Genomic DNA, 16,368 nt, shown 5'->3' on the forward strand with positions numbered 1-16,368 from the left:
ACCTGTCGTTGTAGAACCATTCGTTCGACTATCTTTCCCTGAACGCCCGAATCGTCACGTCACCGAGCGTACTCGTTCACTCACTATTCTTTTATAAGCAAAAATCGACGTTCCGAAGTTCGACGTGACACCGTTCGGAACTTCCGTATTGGCCCGTTAATCCCGGCAATACAGCCTCTAACCGGCGAATATCTGTGATTTCGATTCTCCCGAACTGCTACGTCAACGTCTCATGTGTTTTGGCCTTCTCGAAGCTTCAATCGTCCGTTTAACGCCTCGTCGAATTTGCGTGCGAAGCAGTAACGGGGGAATTCCGAGACCACAAAGCACTTATAACCGGCGCGTAACCTTTCGTCTGTACCCCTACCCATGGTGGCAGTAGCGAGTACAGGTTGCCCACTCCCGGTGTGGTACCGGGTTCCCCCGACGGGCAGCGGAAAGGTGCTGTCGCCGACCGAATAACCAATCCAAACCATGACAACGACAAACGACAAATTCCGCAGTGTCTTCCTGACTGCGATGCTCGTCCTGTCGGTGTTCGCTGGCACCGTCGCCTTTGCAGGGTCGGCGGCCGCCGTAACGGACTACTCGACAGAGGGCACTTCGGAGTTGGACGACAACACGCGCTACTGGCAAGGACAGAATCTTTACAACGGCAGTCTCGAACCCGCCGTTGGTAACAACGAAAAGCTCGAAATCGTCTCTCAGGACGATCAGAACGACCTCGCCAAAGAAGTCTTCACCGACAACCAAGGCGACATCCGGTTCGGTACGTCCAACCTTGACGGAAGTTACATCCTTCAGAAGACGGACGGTACGAACCTCGTCAACTTCACTGTGTCGAGCCAGGATCTGAGCGCGTCCTTCGAGGACGACAAGGTCGACAACACCTTCGACTCCACGACGACGCTCAACCTCAACTCCAAGCGCGCTGGTTTCAACGCGACCTTCACCGCTGAGGGTCTGTCGGACAGCACGCTGAACGACACGCTGAACGACGACTTCCAGACTATCGTGCTGGAGGACGGCGGTGTCGCGATCAACAACATCCAGACGGACAGTCTCAACGTCAACTTCAGCGGTGTCGACGCCGGTAACTACACGTACACCGTCGAAGTGAACGACACTGGCGCGACGGCAGACGCCAGCATCAACGTCACCGAGGGTGGCAACGCCGAGTCGTCGTTCGCGACGGACGGCGTCGTCTCCCAGCAGCGCGGTGACAACGCGACGTTCACCGTCAACCTCACTAACACCAAGACTACCACCGCCACCATCGGCGGCTCCGACGTCAACTGGAAGGCCAACTTCACGCTTCACGACAACAACGAAGACGGCCAGGTTACCGTTGACTTCAACACCTACGCGACCGCTAACACTGACGACCCGACCGACTTCCTCACTGCCCAGGGCGACGACACGATCACGGCTCCCGGTAACCACAGTGTTTACTCGGGCAACCCCCTCACCCAGGGCGGTATTTCGGCCCCGATCGCCGCGGGCGCATCCGGCTCGGGCACCTACGAGATGACGACTGGCGTCGCTAACTCGACCCAGGACGTCACCCAGCTCGTCCTTAGCACGGGCTCCGTCGACAGCGCGAAGGCGTGGACCCACCCCCAGGCTAGCAGCGTTCCTGACGAAGTGAGCAGTCTCCTCGACAGCGTTGCCGAGGACGACTCCACGGCCATGAAGGACTTCGCTGTTGTCCAGGTCGAGGCATCGGGCCTCTACGGCAACCTCACCAACCAGGATCAGCTCGACAACAGCACCGACGACTACTACGCGCTGAACTTCACGCAGACGAACGCCGGCGCGAACGCCGACGGTAACAGCTTCAACGGCTCGGACGTCCAGAAGGTCTACTTCGACGGTCAGAACAACACGTTCTACGCCGTTGTCAACACCCAGAAGAGCAGTCTCGGTATCGAGGCGGGCGACGAGTACATGGCGCAGTTCAAGCTCCACAAGAGCAGCCCCCTCACGAAGAACACCCAGACGGTCAGCACGAACTTCAGCGTCACCGAGCGCACGCTCGAGTTCAACAACCTGAACTCCAGCGACGTGCTGGAAGTCGAGGCTGGCCAGACGAACATCACCGGTGAGACCAGCATCGCCGCTGGCAGCGAGTTCACCGTGCAGGTTCAGTCTGACCAGTTCGTCCGGACCGCGACGGCCACCGTTGACTCCAACGGTACCTTCTCGGCTCCGTTCGACTTCAGTGGCGTCGAGACCGGTACGCAGCTGACGGTCTCCGCCAAGTCCAGCGGTGCGAGCGACAAAGTCGACGGTCAGATCGTCGAGAACGTCGTCGAGGAGACGACGACCGACAACGGTACGTCGACCACGACGACCACGACGACTACGACCACGACGACCACGACCGAGTCGACCACCACCACCGAGACGACGACCAAGGCTACTACCACCGAGACCACCACCAACGGTGGCAGCGGTAGTATCCCCGGCTTCGGTGTCAGCATGGCGCTCGTCGCGCTCGTCGCTGCCGCGCTGCTGGCTCTCCGCCGCAGCAACTAAGCGTAGCTAACTAACCACCGGGTTTCCCGGTTTCCGCGATTCCCATTTTTCGTGCACTCGACCCGATAGCGACGGCACCCTCGCTCGAAGAAACGAGCTGTTTCCGTACCGCTAAGCCGACCTTACCCGACGCGGCCGGAGCCGTCAACTCTTTATCCGGGGGTCGCTTTCACACGTCTAACAGTGACTTCCGCGTTGATAGACGGACTCGCGTGGCTCGCAGTCGGCCTATTCGCCGCGGCGGCGTCGCTCGACTGGTACGACGACGGCCGCGGACGCGGCCGGGCGCGCTACCTCGCGTCGGGCGCGTGGCTCGTCTTCGGCGTCTTCTGGCTCGCGCTGTTCCCGCACTTCGCGTTCGAGCAGAAGAGCTTCGTCGAGGGCGCGCTGAGTCTCGCCGCGCTCCCCGCCTGCCTCTACGCGGCGTACCTCCTCTTGCAGGGCCGAGAGACGCTCTTCCTGCTCTCGCGAGCCATCGCCTTCATGGGCCTCATCTACATGCCGTTCACCATGATTCCGCCCGCGAAGGAGTGGCTCATCGAGACCGTCGCGTGGCAGGGCGAGTTCGTGATGACTCAGTTGGGATACGAGTTTGAGGTCGTACAGCGGGCGAATGGCATCGACGGAACCTACCGTTTCGACAACCCCACCCACGGGGTGTTCACGGTGAACGTCTTGCTGGCGTGTACAGGCATCGGAAGCATGGCCATCTTCGGCGGTCTCATCGCCGCGGTGCGGGCGCCCCTCCGCCGGAAGCTGAGGGGTATCGCTATCGCCATCCCAATCATCTGGTTCCTCAATCTCGTGCGGGTCGTGTTCATCACGCTGGCGTTCAGCCAGCAGTGGCTTCAGGTGTTCGTGGACCCGACCGTCGCGCTTCTCGGCTACGAGAACCCCAACATGGTGTCGTACTTCATCTCCGACCGCGTGCTGGCCCAGAGCTTCTCGGTGGTCGCGCTGGTCGGCATCGCTTGGGCGGTCGCCCGCGAGGTGCCGGAGCTGCTGACCGTCGGCGAGGACGTTCTCTACATCGTGACCGGCGACGAGTACGACCTCCACGAGGCAGTCGGCGCCGAGCGCTCCGTCGCCACCGACGGCAAGGGCCGCTGAGAAGAGAGACCGTTACTCGACTGCGACTAGTTCCGACGGAGCGCCCGCGAGTTCGCGGAGCGCGTCGGCCTCGACGTGGTGGAGGTCGCCCGGAATCACGAGCAGGTGGAGCGGGTCGCCGAAGTCACGCTTGGCCAGTTCCGAGAGTCGGTCGGCGGTCACGAGCGGGTCGGGACTGCCGGCGCGCGCGACCACGACCGCCAGTAGGTCGCCGTAGTCGTCGGCGAGCAGGTCGGCGGCGTGGTCGGCGGTCATGTACTCGTCGTTCCGGGCTTTGATGTCGAGGTAGACCAGCGTGTGGAGGCCTCGCCCGCGGTTCCCGTCGACGGCGTCGGTGACGCTGGCCGGGACGCCGTCCGCGCCGTGGGCGTACTCGAACGGGAGGGTGGTCGCCTTGCCGAACCGGTAGTTCTGGAGGCCGGTGAGACCGCTGGCGGCGGACTCGGCGGTCGGCGCGTGGACGACGCGAGTGGCGACGCCGCGCTCCTCGGCCCGGAGTCGGAGGTCGACGTGCGTGGTCGAAATCATGGTGTCGCCCGCGGTGAGGAACACCGCGTCGCCCTCCTCGCCCGCCCGGAGGACGGCTTCGGGGTCCTGTTCGACGCCCGCGCGGTCCCGGACCTCGATGTCGGCGTCGTGGTACGCTTCGAGGTCCTCGACGGTCGCTCCGAGGAGTTTACTGGTGTAGAACTCGGCGAAGACGCGGTCGGCGTCGCGGACGGCGTCGCGGCCCTCGACGGTAATCGAACGCTCGTCGTAGAGACCCAGACCGACGAATGTGAGCATAGCGGTGGTAGGGGTCGAGGGATGCTATAGCCTTTCGAGTCTGACTGCGAGCGAGCAACCGGCCCGCCTTCCGGTTCCGGCCCCCGGACATTTACGCGAAAACTCGGTATAGTGTGACGAATGGCCGCTTACGAAGCCGCGTTACTGGTCGCCGGTATCGCAATTTTCGGGGCCGTCGTCCTGCCGCGCGTTCTCTCCGACAAGCCGCTGTCGTTCCCGCTGATATACGTCGCCGCCGGAGTGGTGCTGTTCTCACTCCCGTTGGGCGTCGAAATCCCCGACCCGGTCAGACACGGGGACCTCGCCGAACGGCTCACGGAGTTCGTCGTGATAATCGCGCTGATGGGCGCGGGGTTGAAGCTCGACCGGCCGTTCGACTGGCGTGCGTGGTCGAGTACGTGGCGTCTCCTCGGCATCACGATGCCGCTGTCGATGGTCGCCGCCGCTCTCCTCGGGTGGGGCGTGTTGGGAACCCTCCTGCCGACCGCCGTCCTGCTCGGGGCCGTCGTCGCGCCCACCGACCCGGTGTTGGCGTCGGACGTGCAGGCCACGGCCCCGACGGAAGCGGTAGACGAGGAGATCGAACCCGAGGAGCAGGAGGGCGAAGTCAGGTTCGCGCTCACCTCGGAGGCGGGTCTCAACGACGGACTGGCTTTCCCGTTCACTCACCTCGCCATCGCCACGGCGGCGGCCGCCGGAACGACGTCGCTCGATTGGCTCGGCGAGTGGTTCCTCGTCCACTTCCTCTACGAAATCGTGGTCGGCGTCGTGATGGGCTATCTCGCCGGACAGCTACTCGCGCGCGTCATCTTCAGCGAGAGCGTCACGACCCAGTTAGGCAAGGTCATGGAGGGCGCGGAGGCGCTGGCGGTCACGCTCGTCACGTACGGCGCGACGGAACTCGTCCACGGCTACGGCTTCATCGCGGTGTTCGTCGCCGCGCTCGAACTCCGTCACTACGAGTGGGAACACGAGTACTACGTCGCGCTCCACGACTACGCCGTGATGGTCGAGCGAATCGTGATGGCGACGGTTCTGGTACTGTTCGGCGGAGCCATCGCGGGCGGGTTGCTGGCTCGGCTGACTCTGCTCGACGTCGCGGTGGGTCTCGCGCTCGTCCTCGTAGTCCGTCCGGTCGCCGGCGTCGTGGGGCTGCTCGGCACGTCGATGCCGTGGAGCGAGCGGCTAGTCGTCGCGTCGTTCGGCATCCGTGGCATCGGTTCGTTCTACTATCTGGCGTTCGCGCTCAACGAGGCGTCGTTCGGAGAGATGGAGCTACTCGTCGCGGCCGACAAGCTCTGGGCGCTGGTCGGCTTCGTCGTGCTCGCGTCCATCGTCGTTCACGGTATCTCGGCCAATTGGGTGATGGACGCGCTAGACCGGACGCGACGAGACGACCCCGCGTCCGGCGAGGTCGCCGAGACCGTCGACCCCGAATCCTCGTAACCGACGCCGGTCCCGCCGGTTCGCTCCGAAGGCGTATATCCCTCGCCGTCGTCGTCCCGTCGATGGTCGTCCCCCGGCGCGCTTCGTCGCCTCGTGCCCTCGTCGCGTTGTTCGCCGCCAACCTCCTGCCGCTCGCGGGCGTCGTCTGGTGGGAGTGGAGCGGCTTCGAGGTTCTCCTGCTCTACTGGCTGGAGAGCGGCGTCGTCGGTGCGCTCAACGTCCCGAAAATCCTGCTCGCCGCCGGAGGAGACGCGAGCGAGGGGTCCGGCGACGGCTCGGAGGGGACCGACGCCGAGTCGACGTGGGAGTGGCGAATCGAGGGCCTGCCGACCGGGCGAATCGACCCGCGGTCGGACCGGGCCGACAACGCGGCCGTGGCGGGTTTCTTCGTGGTCCACTACGGAATCTTCTGGGTCGTTCACGGCGCGTTCGTGTTCGCGCTCCCGCTGTTCGCGCTCGCCGGACCCGGCGGCGGAGTCGGCACGAGTCCTCTCGGCGGTCCCGTCGGGTCCCTCGGGTGGGGTTGGGCCTCGCCGACGACCTTCCTGCTCGCGGTCGGGTCGTTCGTGGTCAGCCACGGCGTCTCGTTCGTCACGAACTACCTCCGGGGCGGCGAGTACCTGACGGTCTCACCCGACGAACAGATGATGCGACCCTACGGCCGGGTGATGGTCCTCCACCTCACCATCGTCTTCGGCGCGTTTCTGGTCGCCTCGCTCGGGTCGCCGCTCCCCGCGCTGGTCCTGCTGGTCGCGCTCAAGACCGCGCTCGACCTCGGTGCGCACCTGCGCGACCACCGCCGAATCGGGAGGCCGACCCGCGTCGGGTGACGGTCCCGAAGCGTCACGCTTACCGCGACGCTCCGAAAAGCGAGAGGCATGGAAGTGCCGTGCGTCCGCGTCGAGCGCGAGCGTGGCGAGGAGACCCGCCGGCGGTTGGCCGACCGTGGACTGCTCGCCGCCGAGTTCGAAATCGAGGTCGAAGACGGCTTCCTCTACCTGCCGGTGACCGACGCCGAGGCGGTGCCCGAGGAACTGGAGGTGGTCTCCCGGTCGGTCGGTGAGCGCGAGACGCCCGACGCGCCGGCGGACCTGCTCGGCTTCGAACCCACCTACGAGCGACTCGGCGACATCGTCATCGTCGACGAGGACGACCCCGCTACCGCCCGCGAAATCGCCGACGCCGTGATGGCCTCGGACGTCCCGGCGAAGACGGTGGTCAACCGCGCCTCGAAGGTGAAAGGCGAGTTGCGGGTCCGCGACTGGGAGGTGCTGGTCGGAGACGGAACGGAGACGGTCCACCGCGAGTACGGCTGTGAGTACCTGCTCGACGTGGCCGAGGTGTACTTCTCGCCGCGACTCGCCACCGAGCGTCACCGGGTCGCCGAGCAGGTCTCGGCCGACGAGCGCGCCTTCGACATGTTCGCCGGGGTCGGCCCCTTCGTCGTTCCGTTCGCCAAGCGCGGCGCGGAGGTCGTCGGCGTGGACCTCAACGAGCGCGCGGTCGAGTACCTCCGGGAGAACGCCCGCCGCAACGACGTGGCCGACCGCGTGACCGCGATTCAAGGGGACGTTCGAGACGTAGTCTCGGGTTCGTCACGACCGCAGGGAAGTGATGGTATTCGAGAAATCGCGCCCGACTACGCCGACTGGGCCGACCGCGTGGTGATGAACCTGCCCCACAGCGCCGACGAGTTCCTCGACTCGGCGGTCGAACTCGCTGGCGACGACTGCGTGATTCACTACTACGACATCCAGCACGAGGACGACCCCTTCGGTCCGGGCGAGGCCGCGATTCGCGCCGCGGCCGACCCCGAGTACGAGGTCGACGTCGAGACCCGCCACGTCGTCCGGTCGTACGCGCCCCACGAACTCAACGTCTGTCTCGACGTGCGACTGTCTCGCTAACGTCGGGCGATTTCGGAACGCTTAAGCCGTTTCTGGTGACTATATTTGGGTGCGGAGAACGGTGCCGTGCCGGTGTCTGACTGAGTACAGCGAGGTCAGGCTCGGGACGCGAACGAATGTGAGCGTGCCGGTGTAGCTCAGACTGGCTAGAGCGATTCCTTCGTAAGGAATAGGCCGAGGGTTCAAATCCCTCCACCGGCTTTTTCTGACGAGAACTATAGGTTGAGCACCTCGTGTGCTCGCTACTCGTGAGCGTCGAAAGACCAACGTGGATGGATTTGAATCAGGGAGGAGCTTTCGCTCCGACCGTGGTTCACAATCCCCTCCACCGGCTTTTCTACTCCGAATTACCCGAAGAGCGACTGGTTTTCGCTTCGTCGCACACGCTCCCCGCCGAACGCTTTTATCCTCGCTCTCGGTGAGTACGACCATGCGAGTCTTCATCTCCGCAGACATGGAAGGCATCACCGGCGTCGCGGCCGCCGAGGACGTGGTCCGGGGCGAACCCGAGTACGACCGCGGGAAGGAACTGCTCCACGGCGACGTGAACGCCGCCATCGAGGGCGCCCGCGCCGGGGGCGCGACCGAGGTACTGGTCAACGACTCCCACTCGTCGATGCGGAACCTCGACCGGGCGGCGGTCGACGACCGGGCGACGCTCGTCCGCGGGAACACCAAGCCCCGGTCGATGATGCAGGGACTCGACGCCGACCACGACTGCGCGCTCTTGGTCGGCTACCACGCCAAGGCCGGGACTCCCGGCGCGGTGCTGAACCACACCTTCTTCGGCCACGAACTGCTCCGCCTCCGCGTCGGCGGCGAGGAAATCGGCGAACTCGGCTGGAACGCTCGACTCGCGGCCGCGCTGGGCGTCCCGGTCGGACTCGTCACCGGCGACGACGCGACGGTCGCCGAAGCGCGCGGCGAACTCGGCGACGCGCCCGAAACCGTGGCCGTCAAGGAGGGAATCGACCGCTTCACGGCGGCGTGTCGCCCGGCCGACGAGACGACCGAGGAGATTCGCGCGGCGGCCCGGCGCGCGGTCGAACGGGCCGAGCGCGGCGAGGTCGAGACCCGCGGCGCGGAGTCGCCGACCCGAATCGAGGCTGACTGGGCGACGACGAACCTCGCGGTGCGTGCCGCGGCATCGCCGGGAGTCGAGCGTGCGGGCGGCCGGACGACCGCCGTCGAGGCCGACTCCTATCCCGAGACCTACGAGGCGGCGGTCGCCATGCTCCGGGCGGGCGGCGCGGGCGGCGACGAGTTCTACGGCTGACAGACGGGTTCCGTTCGCCTCTCCCGCTCGGTGCTACGGTTCGCCTTTCCGTTCGTTTCTCTCGGGCGTCCCTACCGCTCGATACCGACCCCCACGTCCGATGACTCGCGCACGTCTTGGCGCTCCACGCCGTCGAACGCCAGCGCGAACTCCGGTCCGAACGCCGACGCCGGCGTGTGGAACCCCGCCTCGACCTCGCCCGCGACGACGCGTCGGGCGGCCTCGACCGCGGTCTGGGCAGTCAGGTCGTACGTGTCGGGCGTCCGCATTCTGGCCGCGAACCGGTTCCCGTCGTCGTCCTCGACCTCGCCCCAGACGCGAGCGGAACTCCGGGCGCGCTCCTCGGCGGTCGGTCCCGAGACGACCGCGTCGATTACGGCGTTCAGCGCGCGCTGGACCGGGGACGACCCGAACACCGGCGCGAGCGGCCGGGTCTTGGTCATCACTTTCGCGGCGTACTCCGGAACCGTGGCGTAGGTCTCGATGTTCGGGATTCCGGTGGTGTAGTGGGCCGAGGAGACGTCGCCCCACGGAATCGTCACGGCGGGCTTGGGACCCCGACCGAAGTCGAGGCGGCGGGTCTTCCACGCCGCCGGGACCGTCCGAATCCTGCCGTCCTGACGGACCGCGCCCGGCCGACTCAGCCCTTTCACGATGGACTTGGCGGTGCCCGGCGAGAACGTCCCCAACCCGTCGATACCGAGCGTGAGTCGCGTCGCCGACGGGAGTTCGGTGGCGAGGTAGGCCGCGAGGCAGTCGGTCGGCACCACGTCGAACCCCACCGCCGGGAGCAGGGTCACGTCGCTCGCCTCGGCCTCGTTGGCGCGTCCCGCGACGGCTTCCAACACGTCTATCTCGCCGGTGATGTCGAGGTAGTCGGTCCCGGCGTCCAGACACGCCGAGTAGAGCGGTCTGGCGGTCTCCGAGAACGGTCCCGCGCAGTTCAGCACCGCCGAGAACTCCTCGACCTGTCGCTCGATTACCTCGGGGTGTTCGAGGCTGAACACCCGGTGGTCGAGACCGAGGTCGGTCGCCTGTCGCTCGACCGTCTCGGCGGTCCGGCCCCCGAGGACGGGCGTCATCCCCCGGTCCACCGCAGTTTGGGCGACGAGCGCACCCGTGTACCCGTACGACCCGTAGATGAGCAGTTCGTCGGTCATATCCCCGAATTGGGTAGTGAGGCGTAAAACTCGCGGGGCCGACGCGCGTCCGCAGAAACGTCCCAAACCGCTCGGTCGATGCGGTCCTCAGTCGTCGCCCTCGGTCGCCGTCGCCTCGTCGGTCTCCGGGGAGTCGTCCGTCTCCGCCGACTCGTCGAGTTCCGTCGCGTCCTCGCTCTCGGTCGCGGGTCGGTCGGTCTCGGTCTCCGTCTCGCCCTCGACGGCGTCCTCCACGTCGGTCGCCCCCGTCACGTCGCGCTGGTCCACGTCGTCGGCGTCGGTCTCGACCTCCGGTGCGGTGTCGGACTCCTCGATGTCGGCGTCGGTCGTGTCGACGACGCTCTCGCCCGTGGCGTGGTCCGCGTCCCGGCCGCCCGGTTCGACGGCGTCCTCCACGTCCGGGGAGGTGTCGGCGACTTCGGTCAGGTCCGACTCGCGACGCTCGTCGGACGCGCCGGGTCCGCCGGACCCGCCCGACCGCCGTTGCGCGAGGGCAACGCCTACCCAGAACAGACCGCCGAGCGCCTGCAGGACGCCGCGCTTACGGTCGCCCTTCAGGAAGGACTGCCCGGCGCGGACCAGCGAGACGACGCCGGAGGCGGCCGCGAGGTTGCCCGACTCGGCGTGGCGCGCCAGTTGCGGCCCGACCGTCTCCGCCAGCGACCCGAGTCTCCCCGCGAGTCCGTTGGTTCCTTCGTCTAACGTCTCGGTGACGGCGTCGGAAGAACTCATGTCCGAGTCGAGGGGAGCGACGCAAAAAGGCGTGGTGGCGGTCGGCCGTCAGTCGGCGCTCGCGTCGAGGTCCGCGAGCCGCTCTACGAGGAAGCCGTGTCGAACGTTCATAGACCGGACGACTCACCGGCGACTAATCAAAACGGGGGACAGCGCCGCTCGTCCGCGGCGGTCGTCCCGTCAATTTATCTTCTCGCCGCAGTTCTTGCACTTCACCTGCTTCTTGCCGGTCGGCGAGCGCGACACCCGGAGCGCCCCGCCGGTGTTGCACTCGGGGCAGACGCTGTTGCCCGTCTCGGCGGCCTGCTGGCGGGCCATCCACGTCACCGCTCGTTCGAGTTGCGCGACTCGGTCGGTCAGCGCCGCGACCGTGGCCTGTAACTCCTCGGCGCGGTCGGTGTCGTCTGTCTCGGGGGGACTCTCTGCCGAGGAAACGTCGGTCGCGGACGGTTCGTTGGCCGCGGACGGTGCGTCGGTCGAGGCGGCGTCGTCGGTCGTGGGGGAGTCTGAGTTCGTCATGGGAATCGTCTTCGGCCAGTGAGGTGCTTGGTAACACGAATCACGTCCCAGCGACAAAAAAGGCCCGCCGAGTTCCCTCGGTCGCGCGGAGTTTCCCAACGCCAAGAATTAACCCACACGATTCCCTAGACAGTATGCTGCGAGGCGCTGCTGTTCGGCCGGACTCTGCACAACACAGGAGACATAATGGTCACCGACCGACAACTCCGACGAAGCAAGGCGATTCAGCAGCGAACCGGCAGAACGTTCCACTTCGCAACGCGGTTGCTCCCGAAGCGGATTCGCCAGCCGACCTACGTCCTCTACGCGTTCTTCCGCGTCGCCGACGAGGTCGTGGACGGCGCGACGGACGCACCGCCCGAGGAGCAACGCGAGCGACTCGAACGACTCCGAGCGGAGGCATTGGGTCGAAAGGAGACCGACGACGAAGTCCTCGCGGCCTTCCAAGAGGTCAGCGAGGAGCGCGGGATTCCCGACGAGGAGATAGAGATCTTCATCGACGCGATGCTCTCGGACATCGAGAAGAGTCGCTGGGAGTCCTACGACGAACTGGAGGAGTACATGCGCGGTTCGGCCGCCGCGGTCGGTGTGATGATGCAGGCCGTGATGAGCGTCGAGGACCCCGAGCGCGCGAAACCCCACGCGGTCGCGCTCGGCGAGGCGTTCCAGTTGACGAACTTCCTGCGCGACGTGCGCGAAGACATCGAGGACCACGACCGCATCTACCTGCCCGGCGACACCCGCGACCGCCACGGCGTCACGGAGGCCGACGTTCGGCGTTGCAACCCGACCGACGGCTTCCGGGCCGCGATGGCCGACGAGTTGCGGCGCGCCGAACGGAAGTACCGCGAGGGCGTCGCGGGAATCGAGTATTTACCCGAAGACTGCCAGTTCGCGGTGCTGTACGCCGCGGTACTCTACGCCGAGCATCACCGCCTCGTCCGGGCGCTCGACTACGACGTGTTCTCGTCGCCGCCCGAGGTCGGGGCGTTCCGCGCGGCGTGGCTCTGGGCGAAGACGCGCTGGTACTGGCGGAAGTCTCGGGACCCCGTCACGGTGTTCCGGGCGGTCAGCGCCATCCCGTACGCCGAGAGTGGCCGCGCAAACCACCGCCCAGAGGGGACGCCGCAGGCCGACTGAGTCGGCCGAGGCGTCCGGCTTTTGCCGCGGAGAAGAGACCTTTAGCGCTCGCTCAGTCGTGTCGGAAACACCGACTGCCGGTGAACACCATCGCCATGTCGTGTTCGTCGGCGGCCTCGATTACGTCGTCGTCGTTGACCGACCCGCCGGGTTGAATCACGGCCTCGATGCCCGCCTCGGCGGCCGCCTCGACGGCGTCCGGGAAGGGGAAGAAGGCGTCGCTGGCCATGACCGCGCCCTCCGCGGACTTGCCCTCGGCGTCCTTCTCGGCCTTCATCTTCGCGATTTCGACGGCGTCCACCCGCGAGACCTGTCCCGCGCCGACGCCGACCGTCTCCGTCCCGTCGGCGAACAGGATGGCGTTGGACTTGACGTGTTTGATGGTCTGCCACGCGAACAGCAGGCTCTCGTACTGGTCGTCGGTCGGCTCTCTCTCGGTGACGACCTCCAACTCGTCGCGGGTCGGAGCCTGCAGGTCGCGCTCCTGCACGAGTCGGCCGCCCACGAGGTCCTTCTCCGTGGTCGTCTCCGAGATGTCCGCGAACGTCTCTTCGTCCCCGACGTCCAGCACGCGAAGGTTGTCCTTCTCTCGGAGGGTCGCCAGCGCGTCGTCGGTGTACCCCGGCGCGACCACGACCTCTTTGAACGAGTCGATAATCTGCTCGGCGGTGGCCTCGTCACATTCCCGGTTGAGCGCGACGATGCCGCCGAAGGCGCTCTTGGCGTCGGTGGCGAGCGCTCGGTCGTAGGCGTCCGCGAGCGAGTCCGCAGTGGCGCACCCCGCCGGGTTGGTGTGCTTGATGACCGCGGCGGCCGGCCGGTCGAACTCCTTGACCAGATTCAGCGCGGCGTCGGCGTCGTTGTAGTTGTTGTATCCCATCCCCTTCGCGCCCTCGTTCAACTGGGGCGCGTCCACGACGTTGGCCTCCTCGCAGGTGGCGTCGCCGTAGAGCGCGGCGTCCTGATGGGGGTTCTCGCCGTACCGGAGGTCGGCCGCGCGGTCCGCGGTTTCGAGTCGCCGGGCCGGGAACTGTCCGTCTCCGTCGCCCTCGACGCGGACCTCGCCCGCCTCGGTGTCAACGTCGAGTCGCCCTTCGGCGAACCACCGGACGGCGCGGGGGTAGGCCTTGAACTCGCCCTCGTAGAGGACCCGCTCTTTCAGATCGTCCTCGTCGTCGCCCTCGTAGACCGGAACCGGTTCTTGGGTGACGACCGGGCCGGCGTCCACCTCGTCCTCGACGACCGCACCGTCCTCGTCGGTGGCGTCGGTGACGACGTGGACCGTGCAACCGGTGGTCTTCACGTCCGCGTCGAGGACCTGTCGGTGGGCGTCCGTGCCGGGGAACGACGGCAGCAGCGACGGGTGGACGTTGAGCGTGAGCGGCGTTTCCTCCAGGAACGCGTCCGAGAGGATGCGCATGTACCCGTCGAGGCAGACGAGGTCGAAGTCGTAGTCTTCGAGCGCGGCGACGACGCGCCGTTCGTGTTCGCGCCGCGTCTCGCCCTCGTCTCGGGCCACGACTTCCGTCGGGACGCCGCGCTTCTCGGCGGCCTCCAGCGCGGGCGCGTCCGGGTCGTTGGTCAGTACGACTTCGAGTTGCGCGCCGCCGGGGGTGCGGTCGGCGATGTGGAGCAGGTTCCGTCCGCGGTTGCTTGCGAGCCCAGCGATTCGGGTCATGTTCGAATTCCCGCCAGCGGAGGAAAAAGGCATTGCGGTCTCGACCGAGATGATATGCACGAACGAGCATACTTTAGGCGGCTATTCCGGTTTCTATTACCGTTGTATGCACGAGTGTGCCGAATCGGACCGACACTCTTTTGCCGACAGCACGGCCAGATTGCCACATGAACCCCCTCTACGCCGTGTCGCCGCTGGACGGCCGGTACGCCGGGCGGACCGAACCCCTGCGCGAGTACGCCAGCGAGGCCGCGCTGATGCGCGCCCGCGTCCGGGTCGAGGTCGAGTATCTGGTCGCGCTGGCCGACCTCGACGCGACGCCGCTGGAACTGGACGACTCGGCCCGCGGCCGACTCCGCGACCTCTACGAGGAGTTCGACGAGGACGACGCCGACCTGATAAAGCGCATCGAGACCGAGGGGTACCGCGACTACTCGGCGACCAACCACGACGTGAAGGCCGTGGAGTACTTCGTCCGCGAGAACCTGCCCGAGGGCGCGGAGTCGGCCGCGTCGTGGATTCACTTCGCGCTGACCAGCGAGGACGTGAACAACCTCGCCTACCGCCTGCTGGTGCGGGGGGCGGTCGAGTCGGTTCTCCTGCCGGAACTCCGCGCGGTTCGGGACGCGCTCGGGGACCTCGCCCGCGAGTACGCGGACGTGCCCATGCTCGCCCGGACCCACGGCCAACCCGCGACCCCGACCACCTTCGGCAGGGAGATGGCCGTCTTCGCCTCGCGACTCGGCCGCGCAATCGGGCGCGTGAAGGACGCCCGCGACGGACTACAGGGCAAGTTGGCCGGCGCGTCGGGCACCTACGCGGCCCACGTCGCGGCCTACCCCGACGTGGAGTGGCCCGCGTTCGCCCGCGAGTTCGTCGAGCGACTCGGTCTCGAACGGGCACCGCTCACCACGCAGGTCAACCCCTGCGACGACCTCGCGGAACTGTTCGACGCCCTCCGGGGCGCGAACAACGTCCTGCTCGATTTGGACCGCGACGCGTGGCGCTACGTCAGCGACCGCTACCTCGGTCAGGAGGCCGCCGAGGGCGAGACCGGTTCCTCGACCATGCCACACAAGGTCAACCCCATCGACTTCGAGAACAGCGAGGGCAACCTCTCGAAGGCCAACTCGGACCTCGTGTTCCTCGGCGACTACGTCACCTCCTCGCGCCTCCAGCGCGACCTCTCGGACTCGACCGTCAAGCGAAACGTCGGCGCGGCGTTCGCCTACTGCCTGCTTGGCTACGTCAAACTACAGGCCGGACTCGGCAAGGTCGTTCCCAACGAGCAGGTCATGCGCGAGGACCTCGAATCCACCCCCGAAATCATCGGCGAGGCGGTCCAGACCATCCTCCGGCGCGAGGGCCACACCGACGCTTACGAGCGCGTCAAGGACCTCACGCGCGGCCGGCGCGTGACCTTGGAGGACTTCCGGGACCTGTTCGAGGAGTTGGACGTGGACGAGGCGACCCGCGAGGAACTGCTCAACCTGACGCCAGCGGGGTACACCGGCGTCGCGGGCGAGATGGCCGGTTCGCTCGACGAGGAGTGACGCCGGACCGCGGGCGAATTCGCGTCGGCGAAACAAATTTATAAGACGTGACACATCTCGGAGTATGAGCGACACCCTCCACTTCGGCCTCTTCCTCGCGGGTATCTTCCTGCTGACCGGCGCGATGGTCTTCGGCGTCGGGGCGCTCGAGTACGAGGTCGAGTCCCTCGGCACGGTTGAGAAAATCCCCGAGGGAACCGAGTCGCTCGTCTCCTTCGGGGACCTCTCGGCGCGCGACCAGCGGACCGTCGAGCGGGCCATCGCGGGCGAGCGCCTCGTCTTCCGCGACCCGACCGAACTGCCGGGGCCGCGAAAGACCAAGGGGACGTTGGCCGTCGAGCGCGGCGGCGAGACGTACCTGCTCACGCGTCGAATCTTCTTCAACTGGCGGACCGAGTTCGGCGCGAGCGCGGTGGCGATGGCCGTCGCCGGTCTCCTCGCCGTCAGCGAGGCCGTCCGGCGACACCACTTCCCGCACCGCACGGTGGCGTGGACGCGGCGCTGAGCGGAGTCGGCGACCCGT

At 66.7% G+C, this 16,368-nt stretch carries 14 protein-coding genes and 1 tRNA gene; 10 read left to right on the forward strand and 5 right to left on the reverse strand.

What is annotated here, in order from left to right:
- Positions 1-474: 474 nt before the first annotated feature.
- Together M0R89_RS11895 and artA are read left to right on the forward strand one after the other, a co-directional pair.
- Positions 475-2,538, forward strand: coding sequence for a DUF7827 domain-containing protein (locus M0R89_RS11895; protein ID WP_248649302.1), 2,064 nt, complete (start codon positions 475-477; stop codon positions 2,536-2,538).
- Between the two features lie 183 nt (positions 2,539-2,721).
- Positions 2,722-3,648, forward strand: coding sequence for an archaeosortase A (gene artA, locus M0R89_RS11900; RefSeq protein WP_248649303.1), 927 nt, complete (start codon positions 2,722-2,724; stop codon positions 3,646-3,648).
- 12 nt (positions 3,649-3,660) lie between these two features.
- Here the strand turns inward: artA and dph5 are convergent, their stop codons facing one another.
- Positions 3,661-4,434, reverse strand: a complete 774-nt coding sequence (gene dph5, locus M0R89_RS11905; protein ID WP_248649304.1) for a diphthine synthase — start codon at positions 4,432-4,434, stop codon at positions 3,661-3,663.
- A gap of 120 nt (positions 4,435-4,554) precedes the next feature.
- Between dph5 and M0R89_RS11910 the strand changes: the two genes are divergently transcribed.
- From M0R89_RS11910 to M0R89_RS11930, 5 genes are all read left to right on the forward strand, one after another.
- Entirely contained in the window at positions 4,555-5,880 is a 1,326-nt protein-coding gene (locus M0R89_RS11910; RefSeq protein ID WP_248649305.1) for a cation:proton antiporter, read from the forward strand.
- 62 nt (positions 5,881-5,942) lie between these two features.
- Positions 5,943-6,710: a DUF6498-containing protein gene (locus M0R89_RS11915; RefSeq protein ID WP_248649306.1), complete on the forward strand. Its 768-nt coding sequence runs from the start codon at positions 5,943-5,945 to the stop codon at positions 6,708-6,710.
- Positions 6,711-6,758: 48 nt separating this feature from the next.
- Positions 6,759-7,787: a class I SAM-dependent methyltransferase gene (locus tag M0R89_RS11920; RefSeq protein WP_248649307.1), complete on the forward strand. Its 1,029-nt coding sequence runs from the start codon at positions 6,759-6,761 to the stop codon at positions 7,785-7,787.
- Between the two features lie 126 nt (positions 7,788-7,913).
- Positions 7,914-7,988 (forward strand) — tRNA-Thr (locus M0R89_RS11925).
- A gap of 229 nt (positions 7,989-8,217) precedes the next feature.
- On the forward strand, positions 8,218-9,063 hold the full coding sequence (locus M0R89_RS11930) for a M55 family metallopeptidase (RefSeq protein WP_248649308.1): 846 nt from the start codon (positions 8,218-8,220) through the stop codon (positions 9,061-9,063).
- A 71-nt stretch (positions 9,064-9,134) separates the two neighbouring features.
- Here the strand turns inward: M0R89_RS11930 and M0R89_RS11935 are convergent, their stop codons facing one another.
- The 3 genes from M0R89_RS11935 to M0R89_RS11945 all read right to left on the reverse strand — a co-directional run bounded on the left by M0R89_RS11935 (position 9,135) and on the right by M0R89_RS11945 (position 11,474).
- Positions 9,135-10,223, reverse strand: a complete 1,089-nt coding sequence (locus M0R89_RS11935) for a saccharopine dehydrogenase family protein (RefSeq protein ID WP_248649309.1) — start codon at positions 10,221-10,223, stop codon at positions 9,135-9,137.
- A gap of 87 nt (positions 10,224-10,310) precedes the next feature.
- Complete coding sequence (locus tag M0R89_RS11940; protein WP_248649310.1) at positions 10,311-10,955, reverse strand: hypothetical protein; 645 nt, start codon at positions 10,953-10,955, stop codon at positions 10,311-10,313.
- A gap of 180 nt (positions 10,956-11,135) precedes the next feature.
- Positions 11,136-11,474 (reverse strand): zinc ribbon domain-containing protein, encoded by a 339-nt coding sequence (locus M0R89_RS11945; protein WP_248649311.1) that lies wholly within the window; start codon positions 11,472-11,474, stop codon positions 11,136-11,138.
- 186 nt (positions 11,475-11,660) lie between these two features.
- Between M0R89_RS11945 and M0R89_RS11950 the strand changes: the two genes are divergently transcribed.
- Positions 11,661-12,614 (forward strand): phytoene/squalene synthase family protein, encoded by a 954-nt coding sequence (locus tag M0R89_RS11950; RefSeq protein WP_248649312.1) that lies wholly within the window; start codon positions 11,661-11,663, stop codon positions 12,612-12,614.
- A 52-nt stretch (positions 12,615-12,666) separates the two neighbouring features.
- On the opposite strand, the gene purH is transcribed toward M0R89_RS11950, so the two are convergent.
- Positions 12,667-14,292: a bifunctional phosphoribosylaminoimidazolecarboxamide formyltransferase/IMP cyclohydrolase gene (gene purH / locus M0R89_RS11955; RefSeq protein ID WP_248649313.1), complete on the reverse strand. Its 1,626-nt coding sequence runs from the start codon at positions 14,290-14,292 to the stop codon at positions 12,667-12,669.
- A gap of 167 nt (positions 14,293-14,459) precedes the next feature.
- On the opposite strand from purH, the gene purB reads away from it, so the two are divergent.
- Both purB and M0R89_RS11965 read left to right on the forward strand, forming a co-directional pair.
- On the forward strand, positions 14,460-15,845 hold the full coding sequence (gene purB, locus M0R89_RS11960) for an adenylosuccinate lyase (RefSeq protein WP_248649314.1): 1,386 nt from the start codon (positions 14,460-14,462) through the stop codon (positions 15,843-15,845).
- Positions 15,846-15,909: 64 nt separating this feature from the next.
- Positions 15,910-16,350 carry a DUF7979 domain-containing protein gene (locus tag M0R89_RS11965; RefSeq protein ID WP_248649315.1) on the forward strand — a complete coding sequence of 147 codons (441 nt, stop codon included), beginning with the start codon at positions 15,910-15,912 and terminating at the stop codon, positions 16,348-16,350.
- Positions 16,351-16,368 lie beyond the last annotated feature (18 nt).

It is taken from the genome of Halorussus limi (assembly GCF_023238205.1).
In the GTDB taxonomy this organism is placed as follows: Archaea; Halobacteriota; Halobacteria; order Halobacteriales; family Haladaptataceae; genus Halorussus; species Halorussus limi.

What these genes read in the sequence shown, in the direction of transcription:
- purH (WP_248649313.1), bottom strand. Translation starts at nt 14,292, where the DNA reads ATGACCCGAATCGCTGGGCTCGCAAGCAACCGCGGACGGAACCTGCTC.
- M0R89_RS11950 (WP_248649312.1), top strand. Translation starts at nt 11,661, where the DNA reads ATGGTCACCGACCGACAACTCCGACGAAGCAAGGCGATTCAGCAGCGA.
- M0R89_RS11935 (WP_248649309.1), bottom strand. Translation starts at nt 10,223, where the DNA reads ATGACCGACGAACTGCTCATCTACGGGTCGTACGGGTACACGGGTGCG.
- dph5 (WP_248649304.1), bottom strand. Translation starts at nt 4,434, where the DNA reads ATGCTCACATTCGTCGGTCTGGGTCTCTACGACGAGCGTTCGATTACC.
- M0R89_RS11930 (WP_248649308.1), top strand. Translation starts at nt 8,218, where the DNA reads ATGCGAGTCTTCATCTCCGCAGACATGGAAGGCATCACCGGCGTCGCG.
- M0R89_RS11920 (WP_248649307.1), top strand. Translation starts at nt 6,759, where the DNA reads ATGGAAGTGCCGTGCGTCCGCGTCGAGCGCGAGCGTGGCGAGGAGACC.
- M0R89_RS11910 (WP_248649305.1), top strand. Translation starts at nt 4,555, where the DNA reads ATGGCCGCTTACGAAGCCGCGTTACTGGTCGCCGGTATCGCAATTTTC.
- M0R89_RS11895 (WP_248649302.1), top strand. Translation starts at nt 475, where the DNA reads ATGACAACGACAAACGACAAATTCCGCAGTGTCTTCCTGACTGCGATG.
- purB (WP_248649314.1), top strand. Translation starts at nt 14,460, where the DNA reads ATGAACCCCCTCTACGCCGTGTCGCCGCTGGACGGCCGGTACGCCGGG.
- M0R89_RS11965 (WP_248649315.1), top strand. Translation starts at nt 15,910, where the DNA reads ATGAGCGACACCCTCCACTTCGGCCTCTTCCTCGCGGGTATCTTCCTG.
- M0R89_RS11940 (WP_248649310.1), bottom strand. Translation starts at nt 10,955, where the DNA reads ATGAGTTCTTCCGACGCCGTCACCGAGACGTTAGACGAAGGAACCAAC.
- M0R89_RS11945 (WP_248649311.1), bottom strand. Translation starts at nt 11,474, where the DNA reads ATGACGAACTCAGACTCCCCCACGACCGACGACGCCGCCTCGACCGAC.
- M0R89_RS11915 (WP_248649306.1), top strand. Translation starts at nt 5,943, where the DNA reads ATGGTCGTCCCCCGGCGCGCTTCGTCGCCTCGTGCCCTCGTCGCGTTG.